We start from the raw sequence: 17,453 nt of genomic DNA on the forward strand, positions 1-17,453 counted from the left end.
CCAATTTCCAAGTCTGGCGATCGATGAAGTCGCATTGCTAGCTCAGGAGGCGCTGGGCTTTGTCCCGACTTGGGCAGCCGTCATGTTTCTTGCAATCCCGGCAAGCCGCAAGACGGCGCGATTTGGGTTGGATTCGAGCCAAACGCCGCAGATGGGAATGACGCTGCTTTGCCCTTCAACGGGTTTCCATGTCGCAGAATCGACGCCGACGTTTCTGGCATAGCTTTCCACCGCCAAAGCCACACCTTGCCCAAGCTGCACCTTGAAATTGATTGTCGCCTGATTTGCGCGACATATCTCGATGGTAGGGCCGCCCTTTTGCCCGATATTTTCGAGCAACAGCACGTCCAAAGGCGATCCCTCCAGTCCGATAGGTACAAGCAAGCGGTCGCCTGCAAGGTCGGGCCACGCGACAGCCTTTCTTCCCGCCAGTGGATGACCGGATGGCAGCAGAACAAAGAGCCGTTCGCGCCACAAGATCTCGCTTTTGCAGGACACGGCCGGACAAGGCCCGTGGGAAAAGCCGATGTCGAGGCGACGCTGGCGCACTGCAGCCAAGCACTGCCCCGCGGGAACATCCTCCAAGGTAAAGCGAACTCTGGGATGTAGGGCGCTGAACCGAGCGAGCAGTTGCCTCAGGAATTCGCCTCCCCTCACGGCGCATAATCCAATGCGGAGCGTCTTTGCATCCTCGTTGCGAGCACATTCAGTGACCGCGTCGAGTAAACGCTCATAGTGATCCCGCACCGCCTCGACCCAAGCCCGGCCCGCCTCGGTCAGACGAACGCCACGGACGTCGCGGTCGAACAATTGCATCTCCAGAAGTTGTTCGAGCTTGACGACGTTGCGACTTAAGCTGGACTCCCTTATTCGCAGTTCCCTTGCCGCCTGCCGCAGGCTGGCGTGATCCGCCGCTGCCAAGGCGTAGGACAGCAACCGCAGGGCGTTGCCGTTTCGCGTCATGAGCTGGCTTTGCGTGTATTAAGGGTCATGTCTGCATACGCGAGACGGGATCGAATTTCTTGCAAGGTTTCGGCCGCGGTCCGACACTCAATTGGACGACCGGGCCCACACATCATTTTTTCTGGCTAGAGCCGACGTATCGCTCAGTCTCATAAACATACTCATGAGGAATGGCGGGGTCCTCCATTTGCGAAAGGTAGAGATTGAGATTTTCCCTGCTGTTGCTCGCAGCGAGACTGCAGAAATTTCCGCTATTCCACGTCATGACGCAGTGTTTGAAATGCGCACCTACCGCATGAAACATCTCTTCCAGCGTCACCTCGTTGTTGAACATCGTCGTCAGGACGGCGGTCTTCTTCTTCTCGATTTCGTCCGGGGGGAAGTACCGCGCCTTGAAGCCAAAATCCTTCTGGTACTCACGGCGTATGTAGTCGTCGTTGTCACGGGCTCGAAATTTCTCGACGAAAACGAAAATACCACCCTGCTTCAGGTGTTGTGCCACAAACTCGACCTGTTGCACCCTGTTGGGCGAATACATCTGGAAGGTGGTATCCTCGAGAATCACGTCGAATCCTGAAGCGAATTTTGCGAACCGGGTGTCGGAACCGAGCACGTCCTTGGTCAATCGATGGAACGGCCCGATGAAGAACTCGGCGTCGGGCGGCTCGCCATATGCCATGAAGCATTTGTAGTTTTCCGCATTCGGGCTGCATGAGAGGCTGCGGATCTGTCCGCCAGACAGCTCGGACAGCGTTCTGGCCATCGTGCCCTCCGCTGTCCCAAGGCTATACAGCGATAGCGGGGTGCCGAATTGTCGTGCGTATTTCATCACGGCATAAGCCATCCGGCATTCCTCCTCCAAACGATAGGGAATGCTGCCGTGATAGTGCCGGTCGAAAAACCCTTGCCGCACGGCATGCAGTCCGACCAGATCACGAAGCAGATCATCGCTCGGAAGAAGTCGGGCATCGACCACAGGTCTTCGGACCGGCATGCCGCTCTCCCCGGCTGCCGTTGCCGCGAAGAAGTCGGTGAGTTGGTTAATTCGCGGGCCCCGGTCGCATTCGGCCAGAAAGTCGTCGAGTCCCCGCATCGCTGTGTGCCTCCCACAACCGTTGATCGGTGAGACGCCTAAGGCTCGGCAGAGAAACGAAGATTAGTTCCACTTAATATTGTCTTCCGCCGAGTATAAGCGGAGGCGACGGATAGACCGTGGCGGTACAGACAGCTTTCACGTGATTGCCGTTTTTTCGATCCAGCCACATCATCTACCAACCTAGAATTAATTGTGAATTGTCCGGCAACCCTAGGTTCGACACAAACCGATGGAGAAGGTATCTCTAAAGGAGACCATTTTCGCTTGGCAGAGACTTTTTGCGTCAATCCTGAAATGATCCGCCCTTCAAGGCACCAGACCCTTACGCATCAGAGCGGGACCTGGGGTAATATTAGAGTCGACTTGATAAGAAGGACTGGCCTTGAGCGTCAGGAAACGAGGATCGCTCAGACTAGACATACGTTTCTGATGAACCTGAAGGGAGCGGCGCGGCGCGGAGAAGACTTCATCGATGGGCGCCGGATCCCCTTCTCGGTGCGACGGCCCGGCTCAATCATCTATATCCCTGCCGATAGCGAGTGGGTCGGTTGGGACGAGGGCGATGCTAGCGCGTCATATCTTCTGGTTTCGATCGCGCAGGAATTCGCGGAGCAGGCTTTTGGGGCATCAACCTTCCACCACCCGGCGGGGCTGCCGCCCTGGATCGGAATTCGTGACGGGACCATGGAGATGGCGCTGCAGAAGATAGCGGCCGAACTCAGATATCCTGACCCGATCAGCATAACGATGGTGGAGAGCCAGGTCACCCAATTGTTCGTGCAGATGATCAGGTCGAAGCGAACCTGCGTCCAGCCGGCAAAAGGCGGTCTCTCGGCTTTTGATCTCAGGCGCGTGGTGGCAATGATCGAGTCATTGTCGGAGGACAGACCCACGCTGGCAAGAATGGCAAAAGAGCTTGGCATCAGCCGGTTCCATTTCAGCAGGGCCTTCAAGCAGTCGACAGGCATGACCCCGCATGCATTCATCGCAAAGCGCCGGCTGGAGCAGTCCGCGGACTTGTTGAGATCCACAAAATTGTCGGCGACACAAATTGCGCTGGAATGCGGCTTCGCGAGCTCAAGCCACTTTACGATCGCCTTCAAGCGGGCCTTCGGCACGAACCCGATCGAATTTCGACGCAAGTCAAGGATATAGACTGACTGCTCAGTTCATTTGAGCAAGGATTTGAAAAATCCGCGTCGACGGCAAAGCACCAACTTCGCGGGAGACTGTATGACGAGCGCGCCGCTTGTTGGATGTGCCGTCCTTGTCAGATACAGTTCGAATTCATTTCCACAGAAAGCCTAAACTTTGGTCCTTCGTGTTCGTTGGGTTCTTGGCCAGCACGTTGTCGGCATCTGTCGGACGAAACGGGTACTACATTGCCTGCGCCTGGATTCTTGTCGACGCCGGGCACGGAAGTGCGGGCGTGGCGACGATGCTTGCGGTCGTCAGTATTGTCGAGCTTGTTTCGAGCCCTGTGGCCGGCCTGGCGTCGGATCGGCTCGACCGAAGGTGGTTGAACATAGCGGCAGACCTCGGGCGCTTCGCTCTCATGTTCGCAACAGCTTGCGCAATGTTCCATCTGGACGCGTTCGTGACGATCTGCCTCTCGGCCGCGGTCTTCGCTTTCTGCGATCGGGTGGCGCTTACCGCCTCGCAATCGATGATACCGATCGTGGTGCGCGGCAGTGACCTCGCGACCTCAAATTCGACTGTCTTCTTCGCGATGCAATCCGGCTGTCTTGGGGCAGCTCTGCTTGCCAGTTCCTTGCTTGCCAGGCATTCCCCTCCCCTGACGTTCGCAGTCCTCGCCGTGTTCTTCTTCACCTCGGCTGCCAGCCTGTCGTTAACCCGGCTGAACTCTGGACCGGAGGGCCCCAGCGGAGCCAGGAGTCTTGCAGTCAATATCGACCGGCGTCTGGTCGGCCTCTTTGCCGTGTACGCGCTCCTTTATGCGAGTGCGGTGCTGGTCAGCGTGATGGGATCGAGCTTTGTCTTCGAGGAACAGCGAGGAACGGCTGCGGATTTCGGTTATCTCGAGGCGGCATGGTCGGCAGGCTCACTGATTGGCGCGATCGTTCTGGCCGGGGTGACACGAGTAACAAGCGCTCATACACTGCGTCTTGTGCTTTTAGGCTCAACTGCGTTCGCGCTGATGGCGCTGACCGTTGCGCGCTCACCGTGGACACTGATGATCTTCGCCGTTCTCGGCTTCCTTTACAATCTGGGCCGCGTGAGCGTCGAGGTCACATTGCAGTCGCGTGCGTCCGATAACGTTCTGGGCAGGGCGAAAGGTGCCATGCACAGCCTTGCTGTCGGGCTCGGATTGGTCATTTTCGGCGTCGCGGCGGCCTTGGGAGACAATATATTGCCGTCGACGATTTTCTTCGGCTTCGGTGTGCTGCTCATCATCGGCGTGTCCGCCTTGAGCATCGATATCGTACAACGAAAGAACGGAACGTGAGGTGGACGAGCTAGCTCCAAGCGGAGACGCGAAACAGGAAATCCTCGGATCACTGGCGATGCTTTACCCGTGGATGCGATCCTATTACTCACGGCCGATCCGCGACTATGCGTTTCGCCTTTTCGAGCCGCCGTCATCGAAAGATCCGCCGGAAGTTCGCGGGCACGCCATGATCAAGCTCCTCGACACGATCAGGAAGGCAGGTAAACGAAACGGACTCCGGGACAACGCGATCGCGCAGGCCTGCCAGGAACTTGAACAGCGGCGCGTATTGCAGACCGGACCTCATCTGCTTCTTCTCCTGGACCCGGAAGCTTACTACACGCATATTTTCAGCCTCCTTGGCCTCTCGGCGCATGGGTGCTCGACCTATGTCTCATATGCCGTCTCGACCGTCAGTCTTGCTGAAAGGGCGCGCAAGGGCCCAGGCTGGCTCACCATCGACGGGGAGCCGATCAACGTGTTCGGTCTCAGCCGAAGCCGCATGATCGGATACAGCCTTCTCACCGGGCCAGGATCCTATCGATTCGAGCTTGTGTCCGCAGAGCCAAGCCCTCAGGAAGATGGGCTTGCTACGCTTCGCGGCCTTCTGCCAAGCGGCGAATTCGAACGGCCGGCACATGCCATAAAGGCAGCCAATCTTAGCATTTGGCCGCACCTGTTCGGAAGCCGCTTTGCCTTTCTGCAGATTGACGACGAGGATATCGCCGACCTGGTGGCGGATCATCTGTCGGACAACGATTCATGGTTACGCACAAGGTTGCTGGAAGATCCAAAGCTCGCGTCGAACATTCTTGCCGAGATCGACAAGCTTGCGGACGGACCTTGGAGCGGGTGGCTTACGCGCAGTACCGACTTCTTCTGGTTCTATGAAAACGGCAGGCGCCTGCCGCTGCGCCTCGAGGCAGGTGAACTCATCAACCAGTCGACCGGAACGAAGGTGGGTCGCCTCGCGGCCCCTGATATCATTGAGCGGCTGGCGAATCGCACACTTGTTCCCAACCTACTCTTGATGTTTTTAGTTCTGTCGATCCTGCCCGGTGTGCGCACACTCGGAGGGAGCCATCAGCCGGTCTATTTTCCTCTGATGCGTTACGTTGTCCATCGAGCGCTCGAAGCCGCGAGCATTGATGCGGATCTTCGACGCGCGCTGGCCAGCGACGATGTGCCCGGAGCTTGGGGACATCGAGTGATACAGGGCGATGACGATCCTTTCGAGCTGTTGCGCGATGGCGGAACCGGCGAAACCGGCGATCTCATAAAGCGCTTCGGCGACCTCCCTCTCTCGGAAGCGGGCGGCAGCATGACGAGTTTTGTTTCAGACACGTCTTGGCAAGAGCTTCGCGGACGGCTGCGAGACGAGGCGATCAGCCGGACTGATGCGGAATGGGCTTTCTCCTGAGTAGAGATGCGTCAGGCTCCGCAGATGACGTTATTTCGAATGGTGCCAAATCTGTGGCCCCACTCCGCGAAAGGCAGCAAGGCTGGATTAAGGGCTTCGCTGCCTCGGCCTGATTGGAACCTGCGGAGATTGGCCCCATTTGCCTCGACAATGGCCAAAACCGATCCGCGGACAGTCGCCAGCCTCCAAAAGGAACACGCACGTCGCACGTCGCTGCGCGGAGACAATCCCTATCGCACCAAGGCTTACTTGCGCGCGGCCAGCGCCGAACGCGAGCGAGGCGCTCCGGCGCATCGCAGAACTCTATCGCGTCGAGGACGACATCCGCGGCCAGCCGGCAGACGCACGTCTTGCCGTGCGCCAGGAAAGGAGCTGGTCGATCCTGGCCGAGCTCAAACTGTGGCTGCACGAGAAGCTCGGCCTAATTAGCCAGAAGACCAAGCTCGCCGAGGCAATGCGCTATACGCTCTCCCGATGGGAAGGACTCTCGCGCTTCCTCGATGAGGGCCGCCTCGAGATCGACTCCAATACCGTCGAGCGGTCGATCCGCCCGATCGCGCTCAACCGCAAGAACGCCCTCTTTGCCGGCACTGACGGCGGCGCCGAGCATTGGGCCGTCGTCGCTCGCTGATCGAGACCTGCAAACTGAACGACGTCGAGCCACTACCTCGCCGAGGTGCTCACCAGGATCGTCAACGGCCACCCAAACAGCCAGATCGGCGATCTTCTGCCCTGGACCTACCAGGGCTTAAGGCCGTCGCCTGAGAACATCGTTACGTTCGAGCAGATTCTAAGGCTTTTCGGGGTCGCGTCGGCATCAGCTCGGTACGTTGCATTGATTGTTACAGTCGCCCGACGACCGGCCGCACAGCCGTCGCTGGCGTTGAGCGGGGCCGGCAATGAGCGGAGGACTCGGGGCTCCTCTAGGAGACGTCCATTATGCCGGCAGCCCTGCTTTCACCAGCCCCTCGCGTAGAAGCTCCCGGTCTTCGCGCCGTTCCAGCAGGACGACCTGATTCATGAACGTTTGAATCGAATAGTCCGGTTTCGCTTTCAGGATAGCCGCGACCTCCGCCCTGGCTTCCTCGACACGGCCGAGCTGCCCATAACAGGCCGCGAGCCGGGAAGACCACCTGCCCTCGCTCGGCATCCGGTTGATCGCCTGCGCTGCCTCCGCAAAGCGCTTCAGCGAATAAAGCGCTATGGCATGCGTTGCGTGGTACCAATGCGGGTGAAACGGATTGAGACGCATTGCCCTCTCGATCCATTGTAAACCCTCGGCCGGATGCCCGCGCATCGCGAGCATGTCACCCATCAGGATTATGCCGTCCGCGTCGTTCGGGTTGAGTTCTACGGCCCGCCTTCTGTGATATTCGGCGTCGTCGAGTTCGCGCGTGTACGCGAGTACGCGTCCCAACATCCGGTGGCAGCCTGCCTCCTGCGGGTCGAGATCGACGCCACGTTGGGCCATGGTCTTCGACGCCTGCTTGACCTCCGCCGGAGCCGCGCCGTAACCCTGCAGCGCGATGCGGGCAAACGCCAGGTACGAATGTGCCAAGGCATAATCCTGATCGCATTCAAGCGCCTTCTCGAAGAAGGCACAGGCCTGCTGGTTGTCGCCTTCGGCGAAGCCCCTGAAGTAGACGAGGCCTCGCAAGAAGAAGTCATAGGCCGCGAGGCTCACCGTCGGCTTGCGCAGCGATTGCCTGAGCTTTGCGTCCTCGATCCGTCCGACAAGCGTCGACACGATGGTGGTCGTCAGCTCGTCCTGAACTTCGAATATCTCGGTCAGGTTGCGGTCGTAACAGTCCGCCCACACGTGAGCGCCACTCGCCGCCTCGATGAGCTGTGCCGTGATGCGAATGCGGTCGCCTGCCCGCCGGACGCTTCCCTCGAGAAGGTAGGACACGCCGAGCTGCCTGCCGATTTCGTTCAGGCTGACAGTCTTGCCGCGAAACGAGAATGACGAATTCCGGGCAACGACAAAGAGGGACCGAAAGCGCGCGAGTCCGGTGATGATATCCTCGGTGATGCCGTCGCTGAAAATGGCATCCTCGGCTTGGCCGCTGAGATTGTCGAACGCCAGGACGGCGATCGACGGCCTGTCGGGGAGCGGCAGCGTGGGTCGTTCGGACACTCCCGCCACGGACCACCGCCAGACGCGAATGGGCCGGGCGATGTTCTTCAGCGGCTGTTCGCCCGCATCCTGCCAAGTCATGTCGACCTTGCCCGCGACATCCTCGTAAACTCGACCCGAGATGGCGATGCCTCCCGGTTCGGCCAGCGACTCCAACCGGGCAGCGACGTTGATCCCCTCGCCATAGACCTCGTCGCGATCGGCGACGATTTCGCCCTGGTTGACGCCGACGCGAAACTGGAGCCGTTGCGATGCAGGTACCTCGGCGTTGCGGTCCGCGATGAGCTGCTGGACAGCTGCAGCGCAGCGGACCGCTTCGACCACACTTGCAAACTCGACCAGCACGCTGTCGCCCGCAGTGTTGATGACGCGTCCGCCGTGCTCGCCGATGACCGGGAAGATCGCCGCCTGCAGCTCCTGCAGGGCCCGAACCGTCCGCTCCTCGTCCTCGCCCATCAACCGGCTGTAACCGGCGATATCGGCGGCAAGAATGGCAGCCAGACGTCTCTCCATCGCTCGGGCTTCCCTTGCCGTTGCTTCGGACGCGAGACTAGCTTCCCTTGACGGCCGCGTCAGCCGAATACTGCAATCAGGAGACGTGCTGCCCGGTTGCGGCGCCGCTAGGAAGCGATTTCCATGTGCTCGAACGTGTAGCTGGCCATACTCAAGGCGCGTCGCGCCGCTTCATGATCTCAGCGCCGGCAAATACGCCAGTGAGCGACTGCGCCGTCGCTGTCAGCTTGCCGCCTGCGTCCTTGAGCATGGAAGAGCCCTCGTCAAGGCCGTCCAGGCAGACCTTAGGCCGCCTGGCCTGCTCCTGGTCTCTTCAAAGTGGGTGCGAATTCGCTCGCTGAGTTCGAGTAGCTCTGGATCCGGCTTAACTGGCCGGAGAGCATCGTTTCTGCTTTCCTTACCCATTGGATGAGCCATTCGCGCGATTCAGACATTGCCTGCCTGCGTCAATTTGTAATCGCCCCGAACCGCGCATAACGCGGATTGTTCCTTGAAGGCGATTATGCGCCTCATTGATGTGAGACAGGAATCCTTCTGGAGGCGCTAGCTCCAAAAGACAGGGTGCAGCGCGGGTCCCGGAATGAGAGTTCCAGGGAAAGCCTGTCCATCGTTCTGTTAGCGTATGCTTGACGAAGCCATTGGCCGCGCCAGAGTCATGGCATGGCCAGGGGTATCAATATCGGCGATGAGGTTGCCCTCACTGCGACCGTGCGGCGACGGGTAAATGCGGATCGCGTCAGCGTGTCAATCCCGTCCTATGGCTTTCCGCACTCCCTCGTCGACCGAACGTCAAAGGTGAAGAAGGGTCAGCAGATGGAACTAGTCGGTGATGTGACGCATATCCAAGGCGAGTGGGTGACCGTGAACCTGGGCGTGCCCGTGACGGTGAACATGGACACCCTCAGGCTCGTAACGGCTTATAAATCGCCGACGAGAAAGACGTCGGGTCCGTAGATGGTTGCGCAAGGTGGATGATTGATCGCCGAGCTGAGGAAAGGCTGTCGCCTCAACCCTCGGTACTGCATTGCTCGATTTCTTCGCCTCGCGCATCCGCGATGGCCTCTATCGCATGGACTGGGGCCAGTTCGACATTTCCGATCTGGCGCACCCGCGGCTGCTCTGCCGGATGAAAAGCTTCCCGCTTTGAGAGCGCAGCCCAACAGTAAATAGCCACTTACACTTCCCGCTTTGAGAGCGCAGCCGAAAGGTAAATAGCCACTTACAAAAAAGCTATCGTCCAAGGGAACATCGCAGCCGGCGCGAAGTTGGTACAGGCAAGGAGGAGCCTGTGCCATGAACAATGTCATCTATCTCATCGGTCTCATCGTCGTCGTGCTCGCGGTGCTCTCGTTCCTCGGCTTTCACTAGGAGGATGACATGCAGCGCGAGAATGATCAGGGCCGCAGGCCCGCCGACTTCGCCAAGACGAAGAACGAAGTTTCCGACCGACTCCAGAGAGAAACCCAAAGCGCCACCGAGGCGTTCCAGGACGCAGGTGATGAGATTGCCCGAAGGGCAGTCGACTACGCGTCGGAAGCACAGGAGGCCCTATCCGAAAGGGCCGAGGAAACGCAGCGCGATATCGGATCGAGCCTGGCGGCGCTCGGCGGCGCCTTGCGCGCCGCAAGCGATCATCTGGCCAATAAGGAGCAAAGCGCGGCCTCGAAATTCATGCTGGATGCCGCCGGCGGACTGGAAAGCCTTTCGTCCTCATTGAGACAAAAACCGTTGGGGCAGGTGCTGGAGGACGTTCAGTCCTTCGGCCGCCAGAATCCCGGCGTGCTGATTGCCGGCTCGGTGCTGGCCGGCCTGGCGCTCGGACGGTTCATGAAGGCTTCCCCGCCCATGGGGTATGGATCGGTTGAGGCCGCGGCCGGGCCGGCCGGACAAACCGGTGTGAGAACAAGCGAGTCCCAGGACAACGCGGCGCCCAATTGGGGTGCCGACGGCGGCGTACCCGGACAGGCAGCGGAGTTGGAAAGATGAACACTCAGGACAATCCAAGTCTCGGCACGCTGGTCAGCGATCTAGCTCAGCAGGTGAGCACGCTTATTCAGACGGAAACCAGGCTGCTGCGGGCGGAGATATCGGAGAGCGTGACCAAGGCTGAAGCCGGTGCAGTCCAGGTGCTGGGCGGCGCGATATGCCTGCTCGCCGCCCTGATGGTTCTGTTGCAGGCACTGGTCATTGCCCTGGCGCGTCTGGGGCTGGGCGCCGGATGGTCGGCTTTGCTCGTCGGGGTGGTTGTGGCCGTGCTGGGCGTCGTCCTGTTACGGACCGGCATGGCAAGCATGGCGCCTTCGGAACTGGCGCCGGACCGAACGCAGGAGCAGTTGAAGCGCGACGCGAACGTGATCAAGGGACAAGCGAGATGACCAAAAAATCCGCAGCCGAACTCGAACGAGAGGCCGAAGCCACGCGCGCCAGGGTAGTGGCGACGGCCGAATCCATTCGAGACAAGATGACGCCCGGCCAACTGGTTGACGAGCTCGCCGGGCTTTTTAGCGGTGGTGCAGGCGCCGAGATGCTCGCCAACCTCAAGGCCCAAGTGCGCGACAACCCGTTGCCGCTGACCGTGATCGGTGCCGGGCTGGCATGGCTGATGCTGGGCAGCGGCGCTTCCGCCGCAGCCGCTGCTCCGGGCTATGCAACGCGCCGCAGTTCCGGCCAACGCGAGGGCGCGTCCGGCTCTGGTATGGCCATGACTTCGGACACCTCGGCCTCGGCTGGCGAGATGGCCGGCGGTGCGGCCGGAACTTTCTCTGGAATGGCCGGCAGCGCGGCCAATACCATGTCTGACATGGCGAGCGGCGCAGCCGGCACCGTATCCGACATCGCGAGCGGCACAGCGCAGACGCTGGCCAACTCCGCGGCCGCCACGGCTGACATGGCGACGCAGGCCGGCCGTTCCGCGCAGCAGTTGATGGAGGATCAGCCTCTTGCATTGGCTGCTGTCGGCCTCGCGATCGGAGCAGCGATCGGTGCGATGCTGCCTCACACGCAAGTCGAGGACGAGCGGCTCGGCGGCTATCGCGAACAGCTTCTGGACAAGGCCGAGGACGCGCTCGAGGAGGGCGTCGATCAGGCGAAGCAGGTAGCAGCCGAAGTCTATCAGACAGCCAGCGAGGAAGCCGGGCGGCAGGCCTCGACCAAAGGCACGCTGGCCGACAAGGTCAGCGACGTCGTCAGGTCCGCCGCCGACAAGACCGACGAGGCGGTGCGCCGGAAGCTTTCCAGTTCTGAGCAGGCCGAGGAGCGTGAGCCGTAGTCCTGTGTCGTGGCTCTCAGGCTGCTCGAGCCGAGCGGTTGCTCGCTCGCCGCGTGCAATTGCGCCCGTTAATCACGCCAGTACCACATCCAGTCCTCGCGCAGGCCGGGAATGATGGAGTCCACTTGCCGTTACCGACAGAAGTACAGGAAAAAGCGATGGCCGCACGCAGAACCCATGATCAGCAGATGCGCATCACCGAGGAGCGCGAGAACACGAAGAACGCACCCAAGGAATTCGACGCCGAGGCGGAGCTGAAGCGACCGCCTACCGAGCCCGAGGCGCGGCGGAAGGGTTCGGATCTGAAGACCGACACGCCCGACCTCTTCAACCCAGGCGACTGCAACATCCTTCGCGCCAATCAAGAAAGCGAGCACAACAAAAATCGGGGCGATTGAGCAGGATGGCACAAGGGTAACCCGGATAATGCCGGACTACGAGAAGCTGCCGACGATGAATGGCGACCAAATAAGGGTCGTCGTCGAAACGCCGCGCGGCGCTGCAGCGAAATTCTCCTACGATCCCAAAACCGGCGTGTTCGAATTCACTCGCCCGCTGCCTGTTGGAAACACCTATCCCTACGATTGGGGCTTCGTACCGTCGACGATCGGAGAGGATGGTGACCCGTTGGATGGATTAATTATCCATCAGGCGGCGTCCGCGCCCGGCATCGTCATCAATTGCGACCTGCTTGGAGCGCTTCGCGTCAAACAAAAGGATTCCGAAGGGTCAGAGTTCCGTAACGATCGTTTTGTCTTTCGCCCGCATAAACAGGACTCGCCCGACAAGCCGGCCACGGAGGAGAGCGTGCCCGAAGAACTGCGCCGCGAGATCGAACAGTTCTTCAAGTCATCGGTGCTGGGCACCGACAAGACGATCAGGCTGAAAGGCTGGCGCGACGCCACGGAAGCGTCCGCTCTTCTGAGAAAGGGAATGAATAGTTTCGCGAGGAAAAAGCGGAGAGCCCGCTGATTGCCGTCCGTTGGTCAAAAATGATCGCGGCCTCGGCCGGGAGGCCGGGGCCGCATCGCAAGGCATGGCCTTTGGCAACCGAGAGTTTTCGACCTCTTACGCGGCCGCCTGTAGGGCCCGCTCGTTGGCACCGCTTTCGCCGAGCTTGGTAAGTGCCTCGTCGGTGGCTGATTCTTCCTTCAGCGTTTCGCGCAGCAGGGGGAGGGCGTCTTTCAACCCCAGTTGCTCCGCCCAGGCGATCAGCGTGCCGTAGCGCGCTATCTCATAGTGCTCGACCGACTGGGCGGCCGCCACAAGACCCGCGTCGAGCGCCGGCTCATCCTTGTATTCTTCGAGGATTTCCGAACCCTCTTCGATGATGCCGTCGATCGCCGGGCATGTCTTGCCCCGCGCCGGCTGGCCCAGCATTTCGAAAACTTGCTCGAGCCGGTCGACCTGACCTTCCGTCTCGGTGCGATGCTTTTCGAATGCCGCGCTTACCTCTTCCGACTGCGCCGCCTTGGCCATCTTCGGCAGCGTTTTCAGAATTTTCTTTTCAGCGTAATAGATGTCTTTCAGGCCATCCACGAACAGACTTTCCAGGCCGTTTGCCGCGCCAGATGAACTTTTCTTTGCCATCAACGTCTCCTCCGGTTGGGTTTGCTGTTCCAAAAAGCCGCGACTGCCCCAATGGATGGCGTTCCAGTGCCTAAGCAAACAAAACCGACAGGAGCGACCGATGTTCCCCCCGAAATATTTTGTGACCCCTTTTCGACCAGTCCAGCCCGCGCCAGGTTAGCGCGGGGTGCATTCCTTCGGCGGGCGCTTGTCGTCGCCTGACCAGAGCTGGTAGCGAAAGTGATGACCGAGCAAGCCAATGAAGGAAGGGCGGAAAGCACAACGCGCAAAGGGATCGGGAGAGGCGTCGGTTTGCCTTTGAGCCTTCAGATTCGATTTCCTGGACCGCCTGATCCCAGTGCTCTGTTTGCCGTCCTTCTGGTCGCCCTTTCCGCTCCCAAATCTCGTGGAGGCGGCGTCTGATGCGTTCTTCCCCTGTCCATGGCTGCGCTCCTCGCGCCTGACCCGGCACTTACACCGCTAATGGGTGGCGCCACGTTGTTCCATCAGACATGAACGCGAGCGGACGCAGGATGGCCTGCGTTGGGGAACGTTCTTCCGATGATCTTGTTATCCATCAGATCCACCGATTAACCGGAGGAAGTCATGAGAAAGGGCGATAACCGCCGTGAGACAGGCGCCAGGAAATACCCGGCCAACGCCGCCCCGGATCCTTCGGACCAGTTCTCGCAGGCCGCCGCCAACAACGAGAAGCCTCACGATCGATTTGGGCTCACTCGCAAGCAGGGCGAGGTAGAGGACGAGACACATCAGTCCGAAGGCCAGAACCCTCCGCGTCGAGCCACACCCAGCCCGGCGACGGAGAAAAGCTCCGGGGCCGGGCCGTCGGTCGCCGAACATTCCAAGGACGCCAAGGCGCCCAAAGGCGGGCGTCAGCCCGGCGCCTATGTGAAGGATTGAGGCGGACGCAAGCAGGGCGAATCGGAGCCAGGCGGGACAGGTGCGAACGCCGTCGCCTCAGGTTCCTTGTTCGTCCGCACCTTTTGCCTTGGATTGATCCCGACGGCATCGGTGGTTCTCGGCATCGCCTTCGACCTTTTTTCGCCCTGATCCAGTTTGTCGCCTTACTTGAAGGTGCCCTTGGATGTCCCGACGCCAGGGCGTTGCCGATATCGGCGCCGCTGGGCTTTTTCGATTTGTGCTGGTTTCCGATCATGGCCATTTTCACTGCGCGTACGATTCACGACCGGGATGCGCCGAAGGTTCCCGTCAGTCTGATGTCGAATGGGCACCTCCAAACCGCTCCGGGGCGGCAAGATTGCGAGTGGCCGTCAGCCGCGAACGAACAGTGGCTCGTCTTCATCACGTTGCTTGCCGCCGAGCGCTGCGGCAACGCTGGCGATGAAAGCGCCAACGATCATCGACAGGGCGCCGACCAGCGCGAAAGTGGCACTCGCCTTCCTGGCCGTTCCGAGGCCGCCTTTGCCTAGTTCTTGGCGTCGTCAACACCTGCGATGATATCTTATCGTCGGCCGACATTTCACCCTTGGCGGCACTCGCCACCAGGATGCGTGTTGCCTGCGCCGTTGCGCCGGCTTCGTTCTGCCCGGCCGCCGCGACGGCACCCGTGTCGATAGCCCAGGCTGTTGTTGTCGGTTGTTCCCCCGGCGGCATTCGTGGCCGCCGATGTTCTGGGCGGCGGCTGCGATCAGGCATTGGCAAGCGACGTGGGGCGTGATGGTGCGCTCGGCCTTTGAGGTGCAGGACGCCAGCAGCGGACATTCGCGGCAGATGGCTGGATCACTTCTGTATTGGCGATAACCGCCGCGGTCGGTGGTGGCGTAGGTGAGCAACTGGCCCTGCGGACAACGATACCCGTCCGCATCCGGTTCATACACGAAGTCGCTCTTCCTCATCTTGCAGGGCTTTGGCGGGGTCGGGTTGCGATAGGCGATGACACCCCGGATGTTCCTGTCCTCCAGGCCCTTGGCAATGCCTGGCGTGGCATAGCCTGCATCCAGCCCGCCGCCGGCGCGAGCCCGGCAAGCCGGCCGCCGGCATCATGGCACGGGATGGCTGCTACGCCGGCGCAGCCGCAGTGACGCTACCGGCAAGTCTGCGCGAGCGGCTCTGGCAACGCGTGCAGCAGGCCAAGTCTGGCAAGCCAGCACGGCTGGTGCCGACGGCTGTCGCTGGCGCCGACGTCGAATGGGTCAAACCTGGCATCACGGGAAAGGTGAGATTTTTGCGTGGCGAGCATAAGCTTCGCCATGCTACTGCGCGAAGCATCGGATTGTGCGCAGGGGCGACCGCGAAGAGATAGCAATCAAGGTGATGTGCCTTTTCGAAAGGGGCATAATCGATCCAGACCGGCTCTCGCTAGAGCTTGAAGACGTAGGCCAAGGGAAACCCCAGGCCCTGCCGGATAGCCCGGTTCAGGCAACTCCTGTGTCAACATGGATAAAACAAGCCGGGCTATTCGGATTATCGCACCGGGAACTTCACAGATCCGGAAATGTTCCTGTTGATCGGAATGGCGACAGGACATAGCGATGGCGGCCCCCCGCGCAGTTTGGAAAGGTTTCCTGAAGGTCGGTTCGGTTTCTTGCGGCGTCAAGCTCGTCGGGGCGACCAGCGAGGCCGGGAAGGTCCATTTCAAGATTCTCAACCGGGAGGATGGTCTGCCCGTAAAGAGCGCGTACGTCGATGAAGAGACCGGCGATGTCGTTCCCTCGGAAGACCAGATCAAAGGTTACGAAGCGGACAAAGGCGATTTCATCGAGATCGAGCCCGACGAGATCAAAAAACTGAAGCTGACTTCACAGCATACGCTCGAGATAAGCGGTTTCATCGCTCTCGACGACATCGATACTCGCTACCTCGAAAAGCCCTATTATGTGATTCCGGCCGATGGCGCGGCGTTGGAAGCCTTCACCGTGCTGCGCGATGCGATGGCAAAACAGCGGGTCGCGGCAAGATCGTGCGTCGTCCTCTATCAGCGCGGCCGCGAGGTTGTAATCCAGCCATTCGGAAAAGGCATGCTGCTGACCGAGCTGCGCACCCACAACGAGATGGTCTCGGAGGGTAGCGTATTCGGTGATCTGAAGAGTCCGAAATATGACAAGGACCTCCTGGAGATCGCCGAATTGCTGATCGACAAGAAAGTGACGAAGTTCGATCCGTCGAAATTCGAGGACACCTACGAAGACGCCCTCATTGCCATGATCGACGCCAAGCGCAAAGGCAAGAAGCCGCCAAAACCCGTGGCAAAGCCAAAAGAGAACGTCGTCAATCTCGCTTCGATACTTCGCAAGAGCCTGGAGAAGGAGGGCATCAAGCAACTGCCCAAAGCAAAGGCCGCTCGCAAATCAGCGTAACTGCCGAAGCAGGAACAATCGCCGCGACGATTACATATTTGAGAAATCGGATGGCCGCTTAGAGAGGCCTCGCAATAGGTCAGCCTCGTCGGTGGTGCCATCATCAAAAACCTGGATGACTTCCGCCAGTTGATCCCGCTGTTCCCGGTCTTTCTTGGAAAGTCTTCTCTCATTGCGTAGCCGATCAAATACTCGCTGGAGCAAATCCAGATCAGCAGGTCCGTAGACACCACCGCAACGCCACAATGACATGGCCGCCGCCTTTTAACACCATAGCGGCCCGGCAGGCTGACGGGGTAGGCCAGCAAACGCCGGGCCTAACCGGCGCTGCTGTCGGGGGCGAGCGCGGCGCCGGCTTACGGTAAATATACGCCTTTGCTAATGTGTCAGTTACGCATCCATAAGGCGGGGAGCTGCCTCACTCTTTAGAGTGCCCTTCCCGCGCGCGCATAGCCCTCGCGATCGCCAGTTCAGCCTCGACTTTCAACGGTTGCAGCCAGGGCGCGTTAATTTTCTCTCAGTGGGAGGGAGGGGACGTGCCTAAGGATATGGATACCTATGAAACAAAATGGATTTGGTTGAGGCGCTTCCCCATTGAACGGGCTTATGGAATCCGCTCTCGATGCGGCCATCCGACCGTCTGACGAAACCGCCAAAGGCAAGCTGTTTCGTTGCCGATGGATTTGCTGTCTAGCTTTGC

The 17,453-nt window shown here is 60.0% G+C and carries 18 protein-coding genes and 2 pseudogenes; 14 read left to right on the plus strand and 6 right to left on the minus strand.

Annotation, left to right across the window (positions count from 1 at the left end; all coding sequences use genetic code 11):
* Positions 1-42: 42 nt before the first annotated feature.
* A complete protein-coding gene (locus EJ067_RS08890; RefSeq protein WP_126085601.1) occupies positions 43-963 on the minus strand; it encodes a LysR family transcriptional regulator in 921 nt (306 codons plus the stop codon).
* A gap of 112 nt (positions 964-1,075) precedes the next feature.
* Positions 1,076-2,056: a class I SAM-dependent methyltransferase gene (locus EJ067_RS08895; protein WP_126085602.1), complete on the minus strand. Its 981-nt coding sequence runs from the start codon at positions 2,054-2,056 to the stop codon at positions 1,076-1,078.
* A 432-nt stretch (positions 2,057-2,488) separates the two neighbouring features.
* Here EJ067_RS08895 and EJ067_RS08900 point away from each other — a divergent pair, with 432 nt between their 5' ends.
* The 4 genes and pseudogenes from EJ067_RS08900 to EJ067_RS08915 all read left to right on the plus strand — a co-directional run.
* Entirely contained in the window at positions 2,489-3,214 is a 726-nt protein-coding gene (locus EJ067_RS08900; protein ID WP_245468225.1) for an AraC family transcriptional regulator, read from the plus strand.
* 166 nt (positions 3,215-3,380) lie between these two features.
* Positions 3,381-4,526, plus strand: coding sequence for an MFS transporter (locus EJ067_RS08905; RefSeq protein ID WP_245468291.1), 1,146 nt, complete (start codon positions 3,381-3,383; stop codon positions 4,524-4,526).
* Between the two features lies 1 nt (position 4,527).
* Positions 4,528-5,928 (plus strand): hypothetical protein, encoded by a 1,401-nt coding sequence (locus EJ067_RS08910; RefSeq protein WP_126085604.1) that lies wholly within the window; start codon positions 4,528-4,530, stop codon positions 5,926-5,928.
* Between the two features lie 253 nt (positions 5,929-6,181).
* A pseudogene (locus EJ067_RS08915) lies at positions 6,182-6,670 on the plus strand (transposase); the annotation flags it as partial.
* Positions 6,671-6,865: 195 nt separating this feature from the next.
* Here EJ067_RS08915 and EJ067_RS08920 read toward each other — a convergent pair.
* The gene (locus EJ067_RS08920) at positions 6,866-8,578 is read right to left on the minus strand and encodes an adenylate/guanylate cyclase domain-containing protein (RefSeq protein ID WP_126085605.1); all 1,713 of its coding nucleotides are present in this window, start codon (positions 8,576-8,578) and stop codon (positions 6,866-6,868) included.
* A 660-nt stretch (positions 8,579-9,238) separates the two neighbouring features.
* Between EJ067_RS08920 and EJ067_RS08930 the strand changes: the two genes are divergently transcribed.
* The 7 genes from EJ067_RS08930 (at position 9,239) to EJ067_RS08955 (ending at position 12,818) form a co-directional block, all read left to right on the plus strand.
* Positions 9,239-9,532 (plus strand): hypothetical protein, encoded by a 294-nt coding sequence (locus EJ067_RS08930; protein WP_126085606.1) that lies wholly within the window; start codon positions 9,239-9,241, stop codon positions 9,530-9,532.
* A gap of 70 nt (positions 9,533-9,602) precedes the next feature.
* Positions 9,603-9,725 carry a hypothetical protein gene (locus EJ067_RS35645; RefSeq protein WP_281058979.1) on the plus strand — a complete coding sequence of 41 codons (123 nt, stop codon included), beginning with the start codon at positions 9,603-9,605 and terminating at the stop codon, positions 9,723-9,725.
* A gap of 230 nt (positions 9,726-9,955) precedes the next feature.
* Positions 9,956-10,564, plus strand: a complete 609-nt coding sequence (locus EJ067_RS08935) for a hypothetical protein (RefSeq protein ID WP_126085607.1) — start codon at positions 9,956-9,958, stop codon at positions 10,562-10,564.
* Positions 10,561-10,953 carry a phage holin family protein gene (locus tag EJ067_RS08940; RefSeq protein WP_126085608.1) on the plus strand — a complete coding sequence of 131 codons (393 nt, stop codon included), beginning with the start codon at positions 10,561-10,563 and terminating at the stop codon, positions 10,951-10,953. The genes EJ067_RS08935 and EJ067_RS08940 overlap by 4 nt, the downstream gene beginning before the upstream one ends.
* Entirely contained in the window at positions 10,950-11,846 is an 897-nt protein-coding gene (locus EJ067_RS08945) for a DUF3618 domain-containing protein (protein ID WP_126085609.1), read from the plus strand. The genes EJ067_RS08940 and EJ067_RS08945 overlap by 4 nt, the downstream gene beginning before the upstream one ends.
* 125 nt (positions 11,847-11,971) lie before the next feature.
* Complete coding sequence (locus EJ067_RS08950) at positions 11,972-12,244, plus strand: hypothetical protein (RefSeq protein WP_348639522.1); 273 nt, start codon at positions 11,972-11,974, stop codon at positions 12,242-12,244.
* Positions 12,245-12,272: 28 nt separating this feature from the next.
* Positions 12,273-12,818, plus strand: a complete 546-nt coding sequence (locus tag EJ067_RS08955) for an inorganic diphosphatase (protein WP_126085610.1) — start codon at positions 12,273-12,275, stop codon at positions 12,816-12,818.
* A 96-nt stretch (positions 12,819-12,914) separates the two neighbouring features.
* Here the strand turns inward: EJ067_RS08955 and EJ067_RS08960 are convergent, their stop codons facing one another.
* Together EJ067_RS08960 and EJ067_RS08965 are read right to left on the minus strand one after the other, a co-directional pair.
* The gene (locus EJ067_RS08960) at positions 12,915-13,436 is read right to left on the minus strand and encodes a ferritin-like domain-containing protein (protein WP_126085611.1); all 522 of its coding nucleotides are present in this window, start codon (positions 13,434-13,436) and stop codon (positions 12,915-12,917) included.
* A 70-nt stretch (positions 13,437-13,506) separates the two neighbouring features.
* The gene (locus EJ067_RS08965) at positions 13,507-13,887 is read right to left on the minus strand and encodes a DUF2934 domain-containing protein (protein WP_126085612.1); all 381 of its coding nucleotides are present in this window, start codon (positions 13,885-13,887) and stop codon (positions 13,507-13,509) included.
* Positions 13,888-14,021: 134 nt separating this feature from the next.
* On the opposite strand from EJ067_RS08965, the gene EJ067_RS08970 reads away from it, so the two are divergent.
* Entirely contained in the window at positions 14,022-14,336 is a 315-nt protein-coding gene (locus tag EJ067_RS08970) for a hypothetical protein (RefSeq protein WP_126085613.1), read from the plus strand.
* Between the two features lie 254 nt (positions 14,337-14,590).
* Entirely contained in the window at positions 14,591-14,866 is a 276-nt protein-coding gene (locus tag EJ067_RS08975) for a hypothetical protein (protein WP_126085614.1), read from the plus strand.
* A gap of 12 nt (positions 14,867-14,878) precedes the next feature.
* On the opposite strand, the pseudogene EJ067_RS35195 reads toward EJ067_RS08975, so the two are convergent.
* A pseudogene (locus tag EJ067_RS35195) lies at positions 14,879-15,400 on the minus strand (hypothetical protein); the annotation flags it as partial.
* Positions 15,401-15,928: 528 nt separating this feature from the next.
* Between EJ067_RS35195 and EJ067_RS08985 the strand changes: the two are divergent.
* Positions 15,929-16,753: a Ku protein gene (locus EJ067_RS08985; RefSeq protein ID WP_126085615.1), complete on the plus strand. Its 825-nt coding sequence runs from the start codon at positions 15,929-15,931 to the stop codon at positions 16,751-16,753.
* Positions 16,754-17,453: the final 700 nt, after the last annotated feature.

It is taken from the genome of Mesorhizobium sp. M1D.F.Ca.ET.043.01.1.1, from assembly GCF_003952385.1.
Lineage (GTDB): Bacteria > Pseudomonadota > Alphaproteobacteria > Rhizobiales > Rhizobiaceae > Mesorhizobium.

Coding starts and splice junctions, on each gene's coding strand:
- EJ067_RS08970 (WP_126085613.1), top strand. CDS start 14,022: ATGAGAAAGGGCGATAACCGCCGTGAGACAGGCGCCAGGAAATACCCG.
- EJ067_RS08955 (WP_126085610.1), top strand. CDS start 12,273: ATGCCGGACTACGAGAAGCTGCCGACGATGAATGGCGACCAAATAAGG.
- EJ067_RS08975 (WP_126085614.1), top strand. CDS start 14,591: ATGGCCATTTTCACTGCGCGTACGATTCACGACCGGGATGCGCCGAAG.
- EJ067_RS08985 (WP_126085615.1), top strand. CDS start 15,929: ATGGCGGCCCCCCGCGCAGTTTGGAAAGGTTTCCTGAAGGTCGGTTCG.
- EJ067_RS08895 (WP_126085602.1), bottom strand. CDS start 2,056: ATGCGGGGACTCGACGACTTTCTGGCCGAATGCGACCGGGGCCCGCGA.
- EJ067_RS08935 (WP_126085607.1), top strand. CDS start 9,956: ATGCAGCGCGAGAATGATCAGGGCCGCAGGCCCGCCGACTTCGCCAAG.
- EJ067_RS08930 (WP_126085606.1), top strand. CDS start 9,239: ATGGCCAGGGGTATCAATATCGGCGATGAGGTTGCCCTCACTGCGACC.
- EJ067_RS08920 (WP_126085605.1), bottom strand. CDS start 8,578: ATGGAGAGACGTCTGGCTGCCATTCTTGCCGCCGATATCGCCGGTTAC.
- EJ067_RS08900 (WP_245468225.1), top strand. CDS start 2,489: ATGAACCTGAAGGGAGCGGCGCGGCGCGGAGAAGACTTCATCGATGGG.
- EJ067_RS08960 (WP_126085611.1), bottom strand. CDS start 13,436: ATGGCAAAGAAAAGTTCATCTGGCGCGGCAAACGGCCTGGAAAGTCTG.
- EJ067_RS08940 (WP_126085608.1), top strand. CDS start 10,561: ATGAACACTCAGGACAATCCAAGTCTCGGCACGCTGGTCAGCGATCTA.
- EJ067_RS08945 (WP_126085609.1), top strand. CDS start 10,950: ATGACCAAAAAATCCGCAGCCGAACTCGAACGAGAGGCCGAAGCCACG.
- EJ067_RS08890 (WP_126085601.1), bottom strand. CDS start 963: ATGACGCGAAACGGCAACGCCCTGCGGTTGCTGTCCTACGCCTTGGCA.